Below are 18,910 nucleotides of genomic sequence, written 5' to 3'. Positions count from 1 at the left end.
TATACCCCATTGATGAATGGAGAGAGAGGGATTCGAACCCCCGAACCCGAAGGAGCGGATTTACAGTCCGCCGCGTTTAGCCTCTTCGCTATCTCTCCAATGTTTAACGAGAACTATTATATCATGAAATTTTCAATAAAACAAGTATTATTTTGTCAAATTATAGTTTTCAATCAAAATTTCCACAGCTTTTTCAAGTTTTTTATAAAAACTATCGACATTTCCATTCTTTATGATGGCAAATTGGCTATCTAATTCGGCAATTTCACCAATGACCTTTTTCCCAATCGTCAAAACGTAACCTTCATAACTGTCTTTTCCAACAGTCACTTTTGCATCTGTTAATTGAATTTCAATTTTCTTATCTTTTTTACTCATACTTTACCTCTTTTCACTTTTTCTATTGTACAAGAAAATGCGCAAACTAGCAAGAAAAAAACTCCATTTCAGCCCTTACAACTGTATGGAGTTTCTCTTTACTTTGTGTTATTTAGTCCACTTTGACAATCCATCCCTCTGGTGCTTCAACATCACCGAATTGGATACCGGTCAATTCATCATAGAGTTTACGTGTTACAGGACCTACTTCTGTTTCACTATAGAAAACATGGAATTCATCATCATGTTGGATGCCCCCAATTGGAGAGATGACTGCTGCTGTTCCACAAGCACCTGCCTCTACAAAACGATCCAAATTATCAATTGGAACATCACCTTCGATCGGTGTCAAGCCCAAGCGGTGTTCAGCCAAGTAAAGCAATGAGTACTTGGTAATAGATGGTAAGATAGATGGGCTTAATGGCGTAACAAATTCGTTGTTCGCTGTAATTCCAAAGAAGTTGGCTGATCCGACTTCCTCAATCTTGGTGTGGGTAGCTGGATCTAGGTAGATAACATCTGAAAAATTACGTGATTTTGCCATTTTACCTGGTAGAAGACTGGCAGCGTAGTTACCGCCTACCTTGGCAGCTCCTGTACCATGTGGGGCTGCTCGGTCAAATTCATCTTGAATCAAGAAATTAGTTGGAACCAAGCCGCCTTTGAAGTAGTTGCCAACTGGCATGGCAAAGATAGTGAAAATGTACTCCTCTGCAGGTTTTACTCCGATGATGTCTCCAACACCAATCAAAAGCGGACGGAGATAGAGGGTTCCACCCGTTCCGTATGGTGGTACATAATCTTCATTGGCACGAACAACCGCTTTACAAGCTTCTACAAACATCTCAGTTGGGACTTGAGGCATCAAAAGACGGTCGCAGGTACGTTGCAAACGCTTTGCATTTTCATCAGGACGGAAAAGTTGAATACTGCCATCCTTCGTACGATAGGCTTTCAATCCTTCAAATGCTTGCTGTCCATAGTGGAGACTTGGAGAAGACTCTGAAATATGCAAAGTTGCATCTTCTGTCAACTCTCCTTGATCCCATTGACCATTTTTGTAATGAGCGATATAACGATAAGGTAATTTCATATAAGCAAAGCCAAGATTTTCCCAATCAATTGCAACTGTCATGTGTTTCTCCTTTATACTATTCAAACTATGTGTTCTATTCTACACTTTTCTACTAAAATTTCAAGTAGTATTTGTAATTTTCTGAAAATTTTCTCAACAAAAAGAAATCAGTCACTTGGACTGTTTCTTTACAGATTTGCTTTTTCCTCTTTCAAGACTTCTTTCAGGTAAGCATCAAAAACTTCTTCATCTGAAATGGTGTCTGATATAAAGCTTCCGTTGCTAGTGCGTTCTGACAAGTTCAAATCTTGCAATCGACTCTCATAGATTGTCCCCTTGTTAGATTGAACAAGCAGTGTTTGGTCGTTCTCTTCCACTTCTGTACTAAAAAGATCACCAACGAATCCTTGCTCTGAAACTGATCCAGCCAAGAAGACACGGTGCGGTTTGTTTTTCAACTCACGCAAGACTTGTAGTCCTCGTTTGGCACGGCTGGTTGCTGGAATTTCATCAATAGAAACACGTTTTAAACTACCGCGTTGGGTCAAGAGGTAGAAGGATGAGGTGTTACAGATAAATGCTGCCTGAAGCACATCATCTGCTTTCAGGTTCATGGCCTTGACACCTGCAGCCTTGGCACCGACAACGGGAACCTCTTCGATATTGAAACGAAGGGCATAACCATTTTGACTAATCAAGAGTACATCATCCAGTTTGATTGGAGCTACTGCTACAATTTGATCAGTCTCGTCTTTGAGTTTAGCGTACTTGACTGATTTCGACTTATAGGTTCTCCATGGGGTGAATTCTTTACGTTCTACGCGTTTGATTTGACCGAGACGAGTAGCTGCAAAGTAGGTTGTCGCATCATCAAACTGATCTACCACTTCTACGTAAAGTACTTCTTCATTGGTTTCAAAGTTGGTAATGGTTTGGCTCAGATGCTCTCCGATATCCTTCCAACGAATATCTGCCAATTCATGAATTGGTCGATAAATGACATTCCCAAGAGTAGTGAACATCAAGAGGTGCTGGGTTGTCTTGGCAGATTGAACAAAGATTAAACGATCATCATCACGCTTGCCAATTTCTTCCAAAGTGGAAGCTGCAAAGGAACGTGGGCTGGTACGCTTAATGTAACCTGCCTTGGTCACGCTAACATAGGTGTCTTCCTCGGCGATCAGACTAGCTGTATCAATCTCGATTGCTTTCGCAGTATCTTCTAGAGAACTCAAACGCGGAGTTGCAAATTTCTTCTTGACCTCACGAAGTTCTTTCTTCATGAGATTATACATGGTGCGTTCATCACCGATAATGGCCGCAAGCATGGCAATTTTTTCACGAAGCTCTGCTTCTTCTTCCTGCAAGACAACCACGTCTGTATTGGTCAAACGATACAGTTGCAAGGTTACGATAGCCTCTGCCTGCTCCTCTGTAAATTCATAGCTGACCTTGAGGTTTTCCTTGGCGTCAGCCTTATTTTCAGAAGCACGGATAAGAGCAATGACTTCATCCAAAATAGAAATCACGTGAATCAAACCTTCGACGATATGGAGACGTTTCTCAGCCTTTTCCTTGTCAAAGCGGGAACGCGCCAAAATCACTTCACGACGGTGGGCGATATAGCTAGACAAGATTGGGACAATCCCGACCTGACGAGGCGTGAAATTGTCAATCGCCACCATGTTAAAGTTGTAGTTGATTTGCAGGTCAGTGTACTTAAAGAGATAGTTAAGAACGAGCTCGGTATTGGCGTCTTTCTTGAGTTCGATAGCGATACGAAGACCATCACGGTCAGACTCATCACGAACCTCAGCAATCCCTGCTACTTTGTTATTGACACGAACATCATCAATTTTTTTAACCAGATTGGCTTTATTGATTTCATAAGGAATCTCGGTAACAACGATTTGTTCCTTACCACCTTTAAGCTTTTCAATCTCAGTCTTTGAACGAACGACCACGCGCCCTTTTCCAGTTTCATAGGCTTTTTTGATCTCGTCACGGCCTTGGATAATCCCTCCAGTCGGGAAATCTGGTCCAGGCAAAAATTCCATCAACTTATCCACCTTGGCATTCGGGTGGTCAATCATGTAAACCGTCGCATCAATAACTTCAGCCAAATTATGGGGAGGAATGTCAGTGGCATAACCAGCCGAAATCCCAGTCGAACCATTGACCAAAAGGTTTGGAAAGGCTGCTGGCAAAACAGTTGGCTCTTTCTCGGTATCGTCAAAGTTCCAGGCAAAAGGAACTGTCTTTTTCTCGATATCTTGAAGAAGGTAACCAGCAATCTCAGACAAACGCGCCTCGGTATAACGCATCGCCGCAGGCGGATCTCCGTCCATAGAACCGTTATTACCATGCATTTCAACTAGAATCTCACGATTTTTCCAATCCTGAGACATACGAACCATGGCATCATAGATAGAACTATCACCGTGTGGGTGGAAATTCCCCATGATATTCCCGACAGACTTGGCCGACTTACGGTAGCTCTTGTCAAAGGTATTGCCATCTTTATTCATCGAATAAAGAATGCGACGTTGAACCGGCTTCAATCCATCACGAATATCTGGCAAAGCCCGGTCTTGAATAATGTACTTGGAGTAGCGACCAAAGCGCTCTCCCATGATGTCCTCAAGGGACATATTTTGAATGTTAGACATAGGATACTAAGCCCGTAAAATGCAAAGTGAAAATAGGAAACTCTTGCAGTGAGCGATGCTCACAAGAGAATTTATCTTTTTCACACAGTATTTAGGGCGTGTTCAACTCCTTTCAAAGAATGTAGAGTAGGTTTTAAATAGAGAAAAGATGAAAGGTCTAGGGATTTTAGTTTCTCATAACTAACTGTTATCTATTCTTCTAGCCATTTTTCATAGGAAATAGCGTAGGCTTTAAATCCCTTGCGCTCGTAAATGCACTTTGCACTATCATTCCACGAGTAAGCATGAAGTTTAACACGCTGGATATTAGTTTTCTTCAGCCACTCCATACAGTCGTCCAACAACATATACCCAATTCCTTTCCCTCTAACAGAGCCGCTGACAAACAGTTCATCAATCAGTCCTATTTGACCTGTTCCATTATCCGCAGTTGCGTCTTCATCATATACCCTTGCCAAGCCATAACCTACAATATCTTGATGATTTTCAGCTAAAATAATGTGTGTTCGTCCATCATCTCTATTTTCAAATGTTTTTAGTGCCTGGCTTTTAATAGCTTCAAGAACCTGCGAATAATCATCGTATGTTGATTTTTCATCATGGTGTTGCCTATTGAATCGGCTTAGTGCAGATGTCAGTTCGACAAAAATTTCTTTATCATTTTCGCGTGCTTCACGAAGTGTAATAGACTGTTTGTTATGCTTCATGACTGATTGCCTTTCTCTTTTGTAATAGCTAGCTGAAATAGTGTATGAGACCAGCGAACCTAAAGTTGCATAGCGAAATTTAGAGTCTAAGTCTCTCTTTAGCGTACCGAATCATTTTTTCTGCAGTTTCTTTATCATAAGGAAAACCAGTCTTGACAGAGAAAGTATGAGCTTCTTGGTGGAAAAGTTGCATCGTAGCAAACAAAGACTGAGTGATTTTATCTATACTTGAAAAATCAAGCACAACAGAGAATTCTTTCTCTTTCTCAGCAGGTAGATAGTTAAAGAGATATTTATAGTTCTTGCCGATATCAACAGTTCCTCTATCACTTGCTACCTGCCAAGCCAAGACCTTCAAGAGTTCTTGCTGGCAAATACCGTAAAGATGGTCCGTTGCATAAATGACTTGCTCGCGACAGATTCCCTTGACCACGTAGGCTGACACCCACCAAAATTCATTGCAGGCTTTTTCGAAATCTGTCTGACTAGCTGGATTCGTCCAGTAACGTTGTGAACTTGGAGAATATGGCGCAAACAAGCCCTTAGTGTCCTCTAGCACCGTGAAATCCGCTTCGCTTTCTACCCACTCCTTGATATACTCTTTAGGACATAAAGTCAAATCAATACGGTTACCATCTTCAAATAGCATCAGATAAAGTCGACGGTTGCCTAGGATATTATGCTGCTCAATGATACGAGTGCCAAACTGGTCTAACCAAGAAAGATCCCTCGTCAGATTATCTAAGTCGTCCACGACATAGACCACGTCGTAATCCTGAAACTCGTCTTTTGGTGCTTTTGTATCAGTTCGTGAACCGGACATGGCGACAGCCTCAACTTGTAAAGTTTTTGCAGTCTGTAAAATCACATCGAGCATTTCTGTTTCAGTTCTCATGTGTTTCCCCCTCTTTTTCTATAAGGTAACAGGTTTATTATATCGAACAGTTTTTAAGATTTAAAAAGTTAGAAAAACTATACAAGCTCTATAAAACTAAATTATCTAAAGATCTTCAATTATATACAAAAACAAGTAATTCTTCTCTAGCTTTCTTTATTCTTAAAAAATCATCAATTATAAAGTTAGTACATTGAACATCGTCAAAGTTTGTCGAAAAATATTTTGATAAAGAGTTTACTGCTCTTAATAGTTTGTTAAAATAAGCTAGAACCAACGGCGGAACTTCTTCAGTATTCAGATGATTAATTTCTGATTCAATTAAATCCTCAATTGCTGCGAATATTTCACCTATTTCATCTTTAATATTAGAAGATAAATTCTTTTTAGAATTAAAATCATTAATAGAATTCAAAAGTTTGTTATATTCCCATTCAAAATCATCTAGTGCTCTATAGAATATTGGGAAATCACTTTGTAATTTTAATAGATTTGACTTCTTTGATTGTTGAGCCATTTCTTTAAGTTCTCTTAAACTCTCTTCAACCTTTTTTTGAGTTTCTGATAGTTGCTTTTGTTGACTTGTCAGTTCTACTATATTTTTCGCGATTGAAGATTGAATAATTTCTAGCTTTCGTTGTCGTTCATCAATTTCTTTAGTATCTTTTTTTGAAATCCAAGTTGCGTAAATTATAGGTATTAGAATTGAAAAAGCACCTATACCTATTTGAATCCAATTGGAAATCCAATCAGTTGAATCAATCGCTTTAATCAATTCCTCAAACATTTCAACATTCATATTATAATCCTTGTGAATACTATGGTTAAATTTAAAATATGGTTCATCGATAACCGAGTTGTTTAATTGTAGAAATTGACTTTATATATTTCTTGCTCTAATCGCTTTATAAAGACGATAATTATCATAAGTTTTCAAATCTTTTAGTGATTTCAACTCATTTTTAACAATAATAACCAAAAATTTCTCCGTACTCAGCAACTTCTCTTTATATTTCTCACCACCATAATAATAACATTCTACTATTCTATTATAATCAATACTATTCTCATTTTTAAGAAGCTGCTCTTGGAAAATTTGTTGTGCTATTTCTTTATTTTTAGAACTTTTAACTTCAAAATACATTTGCAGTAAAGTTACCGTCAAAGTAAATAGAATTATCCCCCAGCTAACAACAAGCTCTAGCATACCTTCAGGTTTAATAATGTCTGGACTAAAAATCAATGTTAGAATTGACGTTATTGCAAGTAAAGGAACAATAAGAGTATTTAGTGATTCAATCAAATAATTTGGGAAATGCTTAAACAGTCTCCAAAACTGAAGACCTGTAAATACCATACTAAATAAAAACACAACTATATTCAGTCTAGCATTACAATACATCCAGTTGCCGTTTTTCAGATATGGAAATAACCATAATGAGCTAAAAAATATCAAAAATTCAAATGGGATTACGATAAAAATAAATTTCTTAATTTTAGCTAGAAAAAATTTATTAAGAAATTCAAAAACGAAGTAAAAAAAGCCAAGTATAACTATCGATGCAAATATGAAGAAAATATTTTTTGTAATCTCATTTTCAAACAATTCAAAAATATGACTAAGTAATATAAAAACAAATAAGCAAACAATAATCCCAAAAACTGATGTTGTTGAACTATCATAAATCAACTTTTCTCGATTTTTAAAATCTTTATCAAATGATAAAACTCTCAAATCTTGATAATTTTTAATATTATTTATTAATGTCTCTTTCTCTCTTTGTGACAAAGCACTCATGCTATTCACCTCAAAACACCATCTCCCCACTCTCTTCCAGCGTAAACTTGACATTATCCTCAATCCACTTACGGCGCGGTTCGACCTTATCACCCATGAGGACATTGACGCGACGTTCAGCGCGTGCTAGGTCTTCGATCGTAACACGGATAAGGGTACGGGTTTCAGGATTCATAGTCGTCTCCCAGAGCTGATCGGCATTCATTTCACCAAGTCCCTTGTAGCGTTGGAGGGTAGCACCTTTACCGAACTGCTTGCGGAGTTCTTCTAGCTCTCCGTCCGTCCAAGCATAGGCCACTTCTTCTTTCTTGCCTTTGCCTTTGGACATCTTGTAAAGAGGCGGAAGGGCGATATAGACATGGCCTGCCTCGACTAGCGGACGCATGTAGCGGTAGAAAAATGTCAAGAGCAAGGTCTGGATATGGGCACCGTCGGTATCCGCATCGGTCATGATAATGATTTTGTCATAGTTGGCATCTTCAAGAGAGAAATCTGCCCCTACACCAGCACCGATGGTATAAATCATGGTATTGATTTCTTCGTTTTTGAGGATATCTGCCATCTTGGCCTTGGCTGTATTGATGACCTTACCACGAAGAGGCAAAATAGCCTGAAACTTGCTGTCACGACCTTGTTTGGCAGATCCACCGGCAGAATCACCCTCGACCAGATAGAGTTCATTCTTGGCAGGGTTTTTAGACTGAGCTGGAGTCAATTTCCCCGACAACAAGCCCTTGTCTTTCTTATTTTTCTTACCATTTCGGCTCTCATCACGCGCCTTGCGGGCTGCCTCTCGCGCGTCACGCGCCTTGATAGCCTTGCGAATAAGATTGGATGCCAATTCACCATTTTCCATTAGGAAGAAGGTCAACTTATCAGCCACAATCCCATCCACAACTGGACGAGCCAGAGGACTCCCTAGTTTATCCTTGGTCTGACCTTCAAACTGGAGGTGTTCTTCAGGAACCAGAATAGAAAGAACAGCTGCTAGTCCTTCACGGTAATCTGACCCTTCAAGATTTTTATCTTTTTCCTTGAGGAGCCCAGTCTTACGCGCGTAGTCATTCATGACCTTAGTAATGGCTGACTTGAGCCCTGTCTCATGTGTTCCACCGTCCTTGGTGCGAACGTTATTGACAAAGGATAGAATGTTATCTGAAAATCCATCATTGTACTGGAGAGCAACCTCCACTTGGAAACCATTGTCTTCGCCTTCAAAGTATAGGACTGGCGTCAAGGTTTCCTTGTCTTCATTGAGGTAAGAAACAAAGTCCTGAACCCCGTTCTCATAATGGAACTCGATTGCTTCATCTGTTCGCTTATCTGTCAAAGACAAGGTAACATTTTTTAAGAGAAAGGCTGACTCATTGAGTCGTTCTGAAATGGTATTGTACTTGAAGTCAGTCGTAGAAAAAATCGTCGCGTCAGGCATGAAGGTAACCTTGGTACCTGTCTTAGACTTAGCAGCTGTCCCAACCTTTTGAAGAGTTGTTACTGGCTTACCACCATTTTCAAATCGTTGCTTGTAGACTGTACCGTCACGGGTAATTTCAACTTCCAACCAACTAGAAAGGGCATTAACGACTGAAGATCCCACTCCGTGGAGACCACCAGATGTCTTATAACCACCTTGACCGAATTTTCCTCCGGCGTGGAGAATGGTAAAGATAACTTCAACAGTTGGAATTCCCATGGCGTGCATCCCAGTCGGCATCCCTCGACCATGGTCTTGAACGGTTAGACTGCCGTCTTTATTGATGGTCACATCAATGCGATCACCAAATCCAGACAAGGCCTCATCGACTGCATTGTCCACAATTTCCCAGACTAGGTGATGGAGACCTGCACCGTCGGTCGAACCAATATACATCCCCGGACGTTTACGGACCGCATCCAACCCTTCTAGCACCTGAATGGCATCATCATTGTAGTTATTAATATTGATTTCCTTTTTTGACACAAGGAACCTCCTATTCGTTCATCTTTTCTATTTTACAGGTTTTCTAGGGATTTTGCAAAATTTTTCCCATTCAGCCGTCACAATTTCACAGGATATTCTCTGACTTTCTATACCATTTCATGGTATAATAGGTCTATGATGACATTTGTATTATTAATACTAGCTTATTTGCTAGGTTCGATTCCGTCTGGTCTCTGGATTGGACAAGTTTTCTTTCAAACAAATCTGCGTGAACACGGTTCTGGAAATACTGGAACGACCAATACTTTCCGTATTTTAGGTAAGAAGGCAGGTATGGCAACCTTTGTGATTGACTTCTTTAAAGGGACCTTAGCCACTCTACTTCCTATTCTTTTCCACCAACAAGGTGTATCACCTCTTGTCTTTGGACTTTTGGCTGTGATTGGACATACCTTTCCTATCTTTGCAGGATTTAAAGGGGGCAAGGCTGTCGCAACCAGTGCTGGGGTTGTTTTCGGATTTGCGCCTGTTTTCTGTCTCTATCTAGCAATCGTATTCTTTGGAAGCCTCTATCTAGGTAGTATGATTTCACTGTCTAGCGTTACTGCTTCTATCGCTGCTGTTATTGGAGTTCTGATTTTTCCACTATTTGGCTTTATCTTAAGTAGCTATGACCTTCTTTTTATCGTAATTATTTTAGCTCTTGCTAGCTTAATTATCATTCGTCACAAGGATAATATCACTCGCATCAAAAACAAAACTGAAAACCTCGTTCCTTGGGGACTAAACTTAACACATCAAAATCCTAAAAAGTAAAACGCCAGTTTAAACTGACGTTTTTTTGTATGCTTATTTTGATTTGATGTAGTTGATACCATCTGCCTTAGGAGCAACTGCTTTTCCGAAGAAGGCTGCCAAGACAAGAATTGTCAAGACATAAGGCGCGATTTGAAGGTATACCGTAGGAACTCCTTGCAAGAAAGGAAGTTGAGATCCAATAACGGCCAAACTTTGAGAGAGTCCAAAGAAGAGACTTGAAAGCATAGCACCGATTGGATTCCATTTACCAAAAATCATAGCCGCAAGAGCGATAAATCCAGGACCGACAATAGTTGTCACTGAGAAGTTGACAGAAATTGATTGAGCGTAGATAGCTCCCCCAATTCCACCAAGGAATCCTGAAATGATAACTCCAAGATATCGCATCTTGTAGACGTTAATTCCCAAGGTGTCCGCTGCTTGAGGGTGTTCACCAACCGAGCGAAGTCGAAGACCAAAGCGGGTTTTGAAGAGGATAAACCAAGCAAGGAATGAGAAGGCAATGGCTAAGTAGCCTAGAAGACTTGTTGACTTGAAGAAGATATCTCCAATCACTGGGATATTGGCCAAGACTGGGAAATCAAAACGTCCAAAAGTCTGGGTTAGATTATCCGTTTGTCCTTTGTTATAAAGAACCTTGACCAAAAAGACTGCTAAAGCGGGCGCCATCAAGTTCAATACCGTACCACTGACAACATGGTCCGCACGGAAGTGAACAGTGGCTGCTGCGTGAATGATGGAGAAGATTGCTCCAACAAGTCCCCCAACTAATAAAGATATCCATGGAGTTACAGCTCCAAGTTGTTCTGCAAATTCAAGGTTAAAGACTACTCCAGAAAAAGCACCCATAACCATAATTCCTTCAAGACCGACATTGACAACACCAGCACGTTCAGAGAAAACGCCTCCGATACTTGTAAATACAAGCGGTGCTGAATAAATCAACATGGATGATACCAAGAGGGTTAGCATTGTTGTAATAGACATACTTACTTACCTCCTTTTACTTGTTTTTTAGGTTTGACAAAGCGCTCGATTAGGTAGTGAACGCTGACAAAGAAGATAATTGATGCTGTTACGATACTAACAAGCTCTGATGGTACTTGCGCCGCATTCATACCAGGTGCTCCAACTTGGAGAACACCAAATAGAAAGGCTGCAAATAGAATTCCAATTGGTGAATTTGAAGCTAGTAGACTAACTGCCATACCATTAAATCCGATAGCCAATGAAGATCCTTGGACATATACGTTTTGGAAAGTTCCTAGACCTTCGACTGCTCCACCTAAACCTGCCAATGCTCCTGAGATAATCATCGAAAGAATGATTGTACGTTTTGCAGAGATACCTGCGTATTCAGAAGCATTTGGGTTAAGACCAACTGCACGAATTTCAAAACCGAGAGTTGTTTTCTTGAGCAAGAACCAGATGACTCCCACAGCAATGATTGCAAAGAAAATCCCGATATTCATACGTGAATTTCCAGTCAACTCAGACAACCATTGCGTCTGGTAGGTTGCATTTGCACTGACACGAATCGTTGAGTCTGTACTTTGCATGATATCTTTAGGGAAGGCATGAATAAAGGCATTTCCTACATACAGTACAATGTAGTTCATCATGATGGTCACGATAACTTCTGACGTACCCAGATAGGCTCTGAGGACACCTGGAATGGCACCAACAATTCCACCTGCAATCAAAGCGATAATCACTGTTAATGGAATCAAGATGAGACGTGGCATATCAGGATTTGACAAGGCAAACCAACCACTGAGGATCCAACCTGCAAGAGCTTGACCTGGCAAACCGACGTTAAAGAAACCTGCACGACTGGCAACAGCAAAACCAAGACCAATCAAGACTAGAGGCCCCATGGCACGGAAAATTTCACCTACTCCACGAAGACTACCAAAGGCTGTGTAGAATAATTCCTCATAACCCCAAATAGCATCGTAGCCGAAAATCCACATGACAATAGCTCCAAGCAGGATTCCTAAGAATACAGAAATCAAGGGAACCGAAATTTGTTGTAATTTTTTAGACATCACTCTTCTCCTTTCCCAAGCTTCCGCCAGCCATCAAGACACCAAGTTCTTGTTTATTGGTTGTTTCTGGTGTCACAACACCTTGAATCTTCCCATCGTGGATAACAGCGATGCGGTCAGAGACATTCAAAATCTCATCCAATTCAAAGCTGACAACAAGGACAGCCTTGCCATTATCACGGGCTTCAATCAAGCGTTTGTGAATGTACTCAATGGCACCAACGTCCAAACCACGTGTTGGTTGGCTAACAATGAGGAGATCAGGGTCACGGGTAATCTCACGGGCGATAATGGCCTTTTGTTGATTTCCCCCTGAGAGAGCTGCTGCTGGAACAAACTCACTAGCAGCACGAACGTCAAATTCTTCCATCAATTTCTTAGCATGAGAAGTAATATTGGCATAGTTCAAGATACCATTTTTACTGAGCGGTTCTTTGTAATAGGTTTGAAGAGCAATGTTTTCCGAAATCATCATATCCAAAATCAAACCATCACGATGACGGTCTTCTGGAACGTGCCCCACACTCATCTCAGTAATTTGTCGAGGATGCATACCGACAACTGACTTTCCTTTCAAATCAATGCTACCAGACTCAACTTTACGAAGACCTGTGATAGCTTGAATCAGTTCTGACTGGCCATTTCCGTCAATACCCGCAATACCAACAATTTCACCAGCACGAACATCCAAAGAAAGGTTCTTCACAGCTGGTACGCCACGGTTTTCATTCACAACTAGGTCTTTGATAGACAAGACCACATCTTTCGGCTGGGCTGCTTGTTTGGCTGTCTTAAAGGATACGGAACGTCCAACCATCATTTCTGCCAAATCTGCATTGGTTGCTCCTGCAATCTCAACAGTCTCAATAGATTTTCCTCGACGGATAACCGTAACACGATCAGAGACTGCACGGATTTCATCCAACTTGTGGGTAATCAAGATGATGGATTTACCTTCTTTAACAAGGTTTTTCATAATGGCCATCAACTCATCAATCTCCGAAGGAGTTAATACCGCTGTTGGCTCGTCAAAGATAAGGATATCAGCACCACGATAGAGTGTTTTCAAGATTTCTACACGTTGTTGGGCACCAACGGAAATATCCGCCACCTTAGCAGCAGGATCCACTGCCAAACCATAACGTTCAGAAAGAGCCTTGATTTCTTTAGTAGCACCAGCTATATCTAGCACACCATTTTTTGTGATTTCACTCCCTAAAATGATATTCTCAGCTACTGTAAAAGCCTCAACCAACATAAAATGTTGGTGAACCATTCCGATTCCCAAACTAGCAGCTTTAGATGGTGAGTCTAGTTTTACAACCTGACCATTCACCGCAATCTCACCACTAGTTGGTTCAAGAAGTCCCGCTAGCATGTTCATCAGAGTGGATTTACCCGCTCCATTTTCTCCTAAAAGTGCATGGATTTCACCTTTACGAAGTTCAAGGTTAATCTTGTCGTTAGCGACAAATTCACCAAAAACCTTGGTAATCTCACGCATCTCAATGACATTTTCGTGTGCCATATGCTCTTCCTTTCAGAGGTTTATTTTATTTCAATAAAACCTGCTAATCACATTAACAAGCTCTATTGAGACAAAAATTGCCTCAATTCTTAAAGAAGCGACCGATGGCCGCTTCCTAAGAAATGACTTTTATCCATTATTTTTCAGGAACTTTAATGCTTCCGTCAAGAATTTTAGCTTTTGCATCTTCAACAGCTTTTTTACCTTCTTCTGAAAGGTTTGTCACTGCCAAGTCAACACCTTTATCCTTCAATGAGTAAACGATAACTTGACCGCCAGGGAATTCACCTTTTTCAGCTTTGTTGGCAAGGTCTTTTACAGCTGTACCAACTTGTTTCAAAGTAGAAGCAAGTACGAAGTTAGCTTCTTTACCATCTTTAGAAGTGTATTTACCTTCATCTACTTGGTCACGGTCTACACCGATAACCCAAACTTTTTCACTTTCATTTTTGCTTTCATTCAAAGATTTAGCTTCTGAGAAAACACCTGCTCCGGTACCACCAGCTGCTTGGTAGATAACATCTGCACCTGCAGCGTATTGAGCTGCAGCAATTGTTTTACCTTTAGCAGCATCACCAAATGAACCAGCGTAGTCTACTTGTACTTTGATAGATGGGTCAACTGACTCAACACCAGCTTTGAAACCAGCTGCGAAGCGAGAAATAACTTCAGATTCCATACCACCTACAAAACCAACTTGTTTTGTTTTAGTAGTTTTAGCTGCAGCCACACCTGCAAGGTATGCTGCTTCGTTATCCGCGAAAGTAGCACTTACAACATTTTTTTGATCTTTGATCACATCGTCAATCAAAACATAGTTTATATCTGTATGTTCTTTTGCAGCATCAGCAACTGCATTTTTAAGTGCAAAACCAATACCATAGATTAAGTTGTAATTTCCAGCTGCTTGTTGCAAGTTGTTTGCATAGTCCGCTTCACTTGTTGATTGGAAGTAAGTGTAACCTTTATCTTTAGAAAGGTTGTGCTCTTTACCCCAAGCTTGAAGACCTTCCCAAGCTGATTGGTTGAATGATTTATCATCAACACCACCAGTATCTGTAACGATAGCTGCTTTAGTCTTCACATCAGAAGAAGATGAAGCTGCGTTACGAGAAGAGCGATTACCACATGCAGCAAGTCCAAATGCTGCTACTGCAACTAGACCAAGGCCTAGCCATTGTTTCTTGTTCATTTCTGAACCTCCTAAATAAGATGCGCAACGATGTTGCAAGTATGGATTGATTGGTCACAAGGACCCTTGCCACTCAGAGAGTGACACAGACTATTGCAAGTCTGTAAAAGAATATGGAAGTAATTCCCCGACCGTCATCTCGACCGTCGTTTTATCTTTGGCAACTAGAGTCACCTTTAGATCTGGTTTAAAAAATTCGACCATAACTTGGCGACAAGCACCGCATGGTGAGATAGGTTTTTCAGTCTGACCGTAGACAATCAATTCTGAAAACTCCCGTTGCCCCTCAGAGACTGCTTTAAAGATAGCTGTACGCTCCCCACAGTTAGTCAAGGGATAACTAGCATTCTCGATATTGACACCCGTATAAATGCTACCGTCCTTGGCAACTAAGACAGCTCCAATAGGAAAGTGAGAATAGGGCACGTAGGCATTCTTGCTGGTTTCAATTGCTAGTTCAATTAACTCAGTAGTCGCCATCAGCCAATTCCCCTTTTAAGATTGCTACACCAGCGGATGTTCCAATACGAGTAGCACCTGCCTCCACAAAGGCAAGGGCGTCTGCGTAAGAACGCGCTCCACCAGCAGCTTTAACACCCATATCAGGTCCCACTGTTTGACGCATTAATTTGACATCTGGCAGAGTTGCTCCTCCAGTTGAGAAACCAGTAGATGTTTTAACAAAGTCTGCTCCCGCTTTTTGAGACAGCTGGCAGGCCATAACCTTTTCATCGTCAGTCAATAAGCAAGCTTCGATAATGACTTTCACCAACTTGTCACCACTTGCTTCTACGACAGCACGGATGTCCGATTCAACTAAATCACGATTTCCTGATTTGAGGGCACCGACATTGATAACCATATCAATCTCATCTGCACCGTTTTGAACAGCTTCCTTTGTTTCAAAAGCTTTCACAGCAGAAGTTGTTGCTCCCAAAGGGAAACCTACTACTGTACAAACCTTTACATCTGAACCTTCAAGCCCCGCCTTTGAATAAGCAACCCAAGTCGGGTTAACACAGACACTGGCGAAATCATACTCACGCGCTTCAGATAGCAAACGATCAATTTGTTCTTGACTTGCATCTTGTTTTAAAAGCGTATGATCAATGTATTTATTTAATTTCATATTCGGATTCTCCCTGGTTTTATGAGATAATTTCTATAATTTCTCGTAAACTTTGCACTCCATCATTTATTTTAACATATTTTTGAAATTCTGTAACTAGTTCAGAAGAAATTTTTCCATTTGTATAAACTTTTGCAACAATTTCTCCTTTTTTAACTGAGTCACCAACTTTTTTTTCAAAAACAATCCCTGTTTCATAGTCCAAGTCATCAGACTTGACTGCACGACCAGCTCCTAATCGCATGGCATATAGGCCAAAATCCATAGCTGGAAGGGCTGAAATGACACCTGTCTCTTGAGCCGGGATATCCACTACATGGGCAACATTTACTGGGCGGTAGAGATCTTCTAGATCACCGCCTTGAGCCGCCACCATTTCTTCAAATTTGGCAAGGGCTTGCCCATTTTCAAGGTGTTGACTTACTTCTTCTACCGTCTTATCAACATCTGCTAAACTAAGCATAATCTGAGCTAGTTCACAGATAAAGTGACTGATATCTTCTCGACCTTTTCCTTGAAGAATTTCGATTGCTTCTAGAATTTCGAGACGATTGCCAATAGCTCGACCCAAGGGTTGACTCATATCGGTAATAACTGCTACTGTCTTTCTTCCAACAGCCTTTCCAAGATCAACCATGGTTTGAGCCAATTCGCGTGCCTCCTCAACAGTCTTCATAAAGGCACCCTCACCGACAGTCACATCTAGCAAAATGGCATCTGCCCCAGCAGCGATTTTCTTACTCATGACAGAGCTAGCAATCAAAGGAATAGTGTCGACTGTCGCTGTCACATCACGAAGAGCATAGAGAAGTTTGTCTGCTTTAACCAGCTGGTCAGACTGACCAATGACAGATACACCAATATCTTGGACCTGTTTGATGAAATCCTCTTGACTACGTTCCACTTGGTAGCCCTTGATTGCTTCCAACTTATCTAAGGTTCCACCAGTGTGTCCTAGTCCACGACCACTCATCTTGGCTACTGGAACACCAAAACTGGCTACCAAAGGAGCTAAAATCAAGGTCACCTTATCACCAACACCACCTGTCGAGTGTTTATCTACTTTGATACCCTCTATGGCTGACAAATCAAACTCTTGCCCCGTCTTTACCATGTTCATCGTCAGGTCAGAAATCTCACGTGTGGTCATTCCTTTGAAATAAACTGCCATAGCAAAGGCAGACATTTGATAGTCTGGGACTGTTCCAGCCACATAGCCTTCTACTAGCCACTTAATTTCACTTGAAGACAGTTCTTGACCATCTCGTTTCTTTTGGATTAAATCAACTGCTCTCATGATTTCACACTCCTAAGGATATAATACCCCTTGTCCTTCTTTATGATTTCACAATTTCCAAAAACGTCTTCCATCTTGCTTTTTGCACTAGGTGCACCCTGTTTTTTCTGAATAACGATTGTTAAGTCGCCATCGTCTTCCAGAAAATCCTTACTCTTTTCGATAATCTCATGAACAACTTTCTTGCCCGCACGAATCGGAGGATTGGAGATGACATGGTCAAATTTCCCTTCAACTTGCTCATAGATGTTGGATTGGAAAATAGTTGCTGAAACTTGGTTTCTCTCAGCATTTTTTCGCGCCAAGTCCAAAGCACGATTATTGATATCGACCATGGTTGCTTGGACTCCGTAAGCCTTGACCAAAGTAATACCAAGGGGACCGTACCCACAGCCGACATCTAGCACTCGCTCGCCTTTTTCAACCTCTAGACACTTTAGTAAAAGCTGACTACCAAAGTCAATCATCTTTTTACTAAAGACACCTGCGTCCGTTAAAAAGGTCAATTTATGTCCCAGCAACTCTACTCTCAAGTCATGAATATCGTGAGCTGCATCAGGATTTTCTGCATAATACATTTTACTCATAAAACTATTTTACCATAATTTAAGGAAATATAAAATCGTTTACAAAGCTAAAATTCAACAAACAAACTAAATCTGTTATAATAATAATTAAAGAATTTCAGTATTATTTCCTCTATTTTTACCTTTTAGAGCAACTTATAGCAACTTTCAAAAATCAGAATGAGAGATATCGAATTTCATTCTCTTTTTAGATGAAAAATATGATATACTAAGATATCGAACGAGGAAAAAATATGACCAACGAATTTTTACATTTTGAAAAAATCAGCCGTGAAACCTGGCAGTCCTTGCACCGCAAGTCAGCCCCTCCCTTGACGGAAGAAGAACTAGACTCAATCAAAAGTTTTAACGACCAAATCAGCCTACAAGATGTGACAGATATTTATTTACCATTAGCTCATCTCATCCAAATTTACAAACGCACCAAAGAGGATTTAGCCTTCTCTAAGGGAATTTTTCTCCAAAGAGAGAGTAAATCTCAGCCCTTCATCATCGGAGTTTCGGGAAGTGTTGCCGTTGGCAAATCAACAACTAGCCGACTTCTGCAAATCCTTCTGTCTCGTACAGTGACTGACGCTACTGTAGAGTTAGTGACGACTGATGGTTTTCTCTATCCCAATCAAACGTTAATTGACCAAGGTATCTTAAATCGCAAAGGTTTTCCAGAGAGTTATGACATGGAGGCTTTACTGAATTTCCTTGACCGCCTAAAAAATGGCCAGGATGTCGATATCCCCGTTTATTCTCATGAGGTTTATGATATTGTTCCTGGTGAGAAACAACGTGTTAAGGCTGCAGATTTTGTGATTGTTGAAGGAATCAATGTCTTTCAGAATCCTCAAAATGAGCGTCTTTACATCACCGACT

18 protein-coding genes and 1 tRNA gene are annotated in these 18,910 nt (G+C 40.6%); 2 read left to right on the top strand and 17 right to left on the bottom strand.

Annotation, left to right across the window (positions count from 1 at the left end):
* Positions 1 to 17 precede the first annotated feature (17 nt).
* From SORDD24_RS01975 to parE, 9 genes are all read right to left on the bottom strand, one after another.
* Positions 18 to 98: transfer RNA gene (locus SORDD24_RS01975), tRNA-Tyr, on the bottom strand.
* Positions 99 to 147: 49 nt separating this feature from the next.
* Positions 148 to 378, bottom strand: coding sequence for a DUF2969 domain-containing protein (locus SORDD24_RS01970; protein ID WP_000037107.1), 231 nt, complete (start codon positions 376 to 378; stop codon positions 148 to 150).
* Positions 379 to 490: 112 nt separating this feature from the next.
* Complete coding sequence (locus SORDD24_RS01965; protein WP_330997360.1) at positions 491 to 1,528, bottom strand: branched-chain amino acid aminotransferase; 1,038 nt, start codon at positions 1,526 to 1,528, stop codon at positions 491 to 493.
* Between the two features lie 113 nt (positions 1,529 to 1,641).
* Positions 1,642 to 4,122, bottom strand: coding sequence for a DNA topoisomerase IV subunit A (gene parC, locus SORDD24_RS01960; RefSeq protein WP_081103485.1), 2,481 nt, complete (start codon positions 4,120 to 4,122; stop codon positions 1,642 to 1,644).
* Positions 4,123 to 4,313: 191 nt separating this feature from the next.
* Entirely contained in the window at positions 4,314 to 4,829 is a 516-nt protein-coding gene (locus tag SORDD24_RS01955) for a GNAT family N-acetyltransferase (RefSeq protein ID WP_061406977.1), read from the bottom strand.
* Between the two features lie 79 nt (positions 4,830 to 4,908).
* Positions 4,909 to 5,724, bottom strand: a complete 816-nt coding sequence (locus SORDD24_RS01950) for an aminoglycoside 6-adenylyltransferase (RefSeq protein WP_061406975.1) — start codon at positions 5,722 to 5,724, stop codon at positions 4,909 to 4,911.
* A 115-nt stretch (positions 5,725 to 5,839) separates the two neighbouring features.
* Entirely contained in the window at positions 5,840 to 6,523 is a 684-nt protein-coding gene (locus SORDD24_RS01945) for a hypothetical protein (RefSeq protein ID WP_061406973.1), read from the bottom strand.
* Positions 6,524 to 6,604: 81 nt separating this feature from the next.
* Positions 6,605 to 7,522, bottom strand: coding sequence for a hypothetical protein (locus SORDD24_RS01940; protein WP_061406971.1), 918 nt, complete (start codon positions 7,520 to 7,522; stop codon positions 6,605 to 6,607).
* A gap of 10 nt (positions 7,523 to 7,532) precedes the next feature.
* Positions 7,533 to 9,482: a DNA topoisomerase IV subunit B gene (gene parE / locus SORDD24_RS01935; protein WP_061406968.1), complete on the bottom strand. Its 1,950-nt coding sequence runs from the start codon at positions 9,480 to 9,482 to the stop codon at positions 7,533 to 7,535.
* 135 nt (positions 9,483 to 9,617) lie between these two features.
* Between parE and plsY the strand changes: the two genes are divergently transcribed.
* Entirely contained in the window at positions 9,618 to 10,259 is a 642-nt protein-coding gene (gene plsY / locus SORDD24_RS01930) for a glycerol-3-phosphate 1-O-acyltransferase PlsY (protein ID WP_061406966.1), read from the top strand.
* Positions 10,260 to 10,292: 33 nt separating this feature from the next.
* Here plsY and SORDD24_RS01925 read toward each other — a convergent pair whose 3' ends face one another.
* From SORDD24_RS01925 to SORDD24_RS01890, 8 genes are all read right to left on the bottom strand, one after another.
* Entirely contained in the window at positions 10,293 to 11,249 is a 957-nt protein-coding gene (locus SORDD24_RS01925; protein ID WP_000029141.1) for an ABC transporter permease, read from the bottom strand.
* A gap of 2 nt (positions 11,250 to 11,251) precedes the next feature.
* Complete coding sequence (locus tag SORDD24_RS01920) at positions 11,252 to 12,310, bottom strand: ABC transporter permease (RefSeq protein ID WP_061406965.1); 1,059 nt, start codon at positions 12,308 to 12,310, stop codon at positions 11,252 to 11,254.
* Entirely contained in the window at positions 12,303 to 13,838 is a 1,536-nt protein-coding gene (locus SORDD24_RS01915; RefSeq protein WP_061406963.1) for an ABC transporter ATP-binding protein, read from the bottom strand. Before SORDD24_RS01915 ends, SORDD24_RS01920 begins: the two co-directional genes overlap by 8 nt.
* Positions 13,839 to 13,974: 136 nt before the next feature.
* A complete protein-coding gene (locus tag SORDD24_RS01910; protein WP_061406961.1) occupies positions 13,975 to 15,030 on the bottom strand; it encodes a BMP family lipoprotein in 1,056 nt (351 codons plus the stop codon).
* A gap of 90 nt (positions 15,031 to 15,120) precedes the next feature.
* The gene (locus SORDD24_RS01905; protein ID WP_061406959.1) at positions 15,121 to 15,510 is read right to left on the bottom strand and encodes a cytidine deaminase; all 390 of its coding nucleotides are present in this window, start codon (positions 15,508 to 15,510) and stop codon (positions 15,121 to 15,123) included.
* Positions 15,497 to 16,159, bottom strand: coding sequence for a deoxyribose-phosphate aldolase (gene deoC / locus SORDD24_RS01900; RefSeq protein WP_061406956.1), 663 nt, complete (start codon positions 16,157 to 16,159; stop codon positions 15,497 to 15,499). The genes SORDD24_RS01905 and deoC overlap by 14 nt, the downstream gene beginning before the upstream one ends.
* A 19-nt stretch (positions 16,160 to 16,178) precedes the next feature.
* Entirely contained in the window at positions 16,179 to 17,456 is a 1,278-nt protein-coding gene (locus tag SORDD24_RS01895; RefSeq protein ID WP_061406954.1) for a pyrimidine-nucleoside phosphorylase, read from the bottom strand.
* Positions 17,453 to 18,043, bottom strand: a complete 591-nt coding sequence (locus tag SORDD24_RS01890) for a class I SAM-dependent methyltransferase (RefSeq protein ID WP_081103484.1) — start codon at positions 18,041 to 18,043, stop codon at positions 17,453 to 17,455. The genes SORDD24_RS01895 and SORDD24_RS01890 overlap by 4 nt, the downstream gene beginning before the upstream one ends.
* A 233-nt stretch (positions 18,044 to 18,276) precedes the next feature.
* Here SORDD24_RS01890 and coaA point away from each other — a divergent pair.
* Positions 18,277 to 18,910, top strand: a 634-nt coding sequence (gene coaA / locus SORDD24_RS11540; RefSeq protein ID WP_231082653.1) for a type I pantothenate kinase, incomplete at its 3' end; no start/stop codon positions are given.

It is taken from the genome of Streptococcus oralis, assembly GCF_001579175.1.
In the GTDB taxonomy this organism is placed as follows: domain Bacteria; phylum Bacillota; class Bacilli; order Lactobacillales; family Streptococcaceae; genus Streptococcus; species Streptococcus oralis_O.
This window is presented reverse-complemented; position numbering and strand designations above follow the sequence as displayed.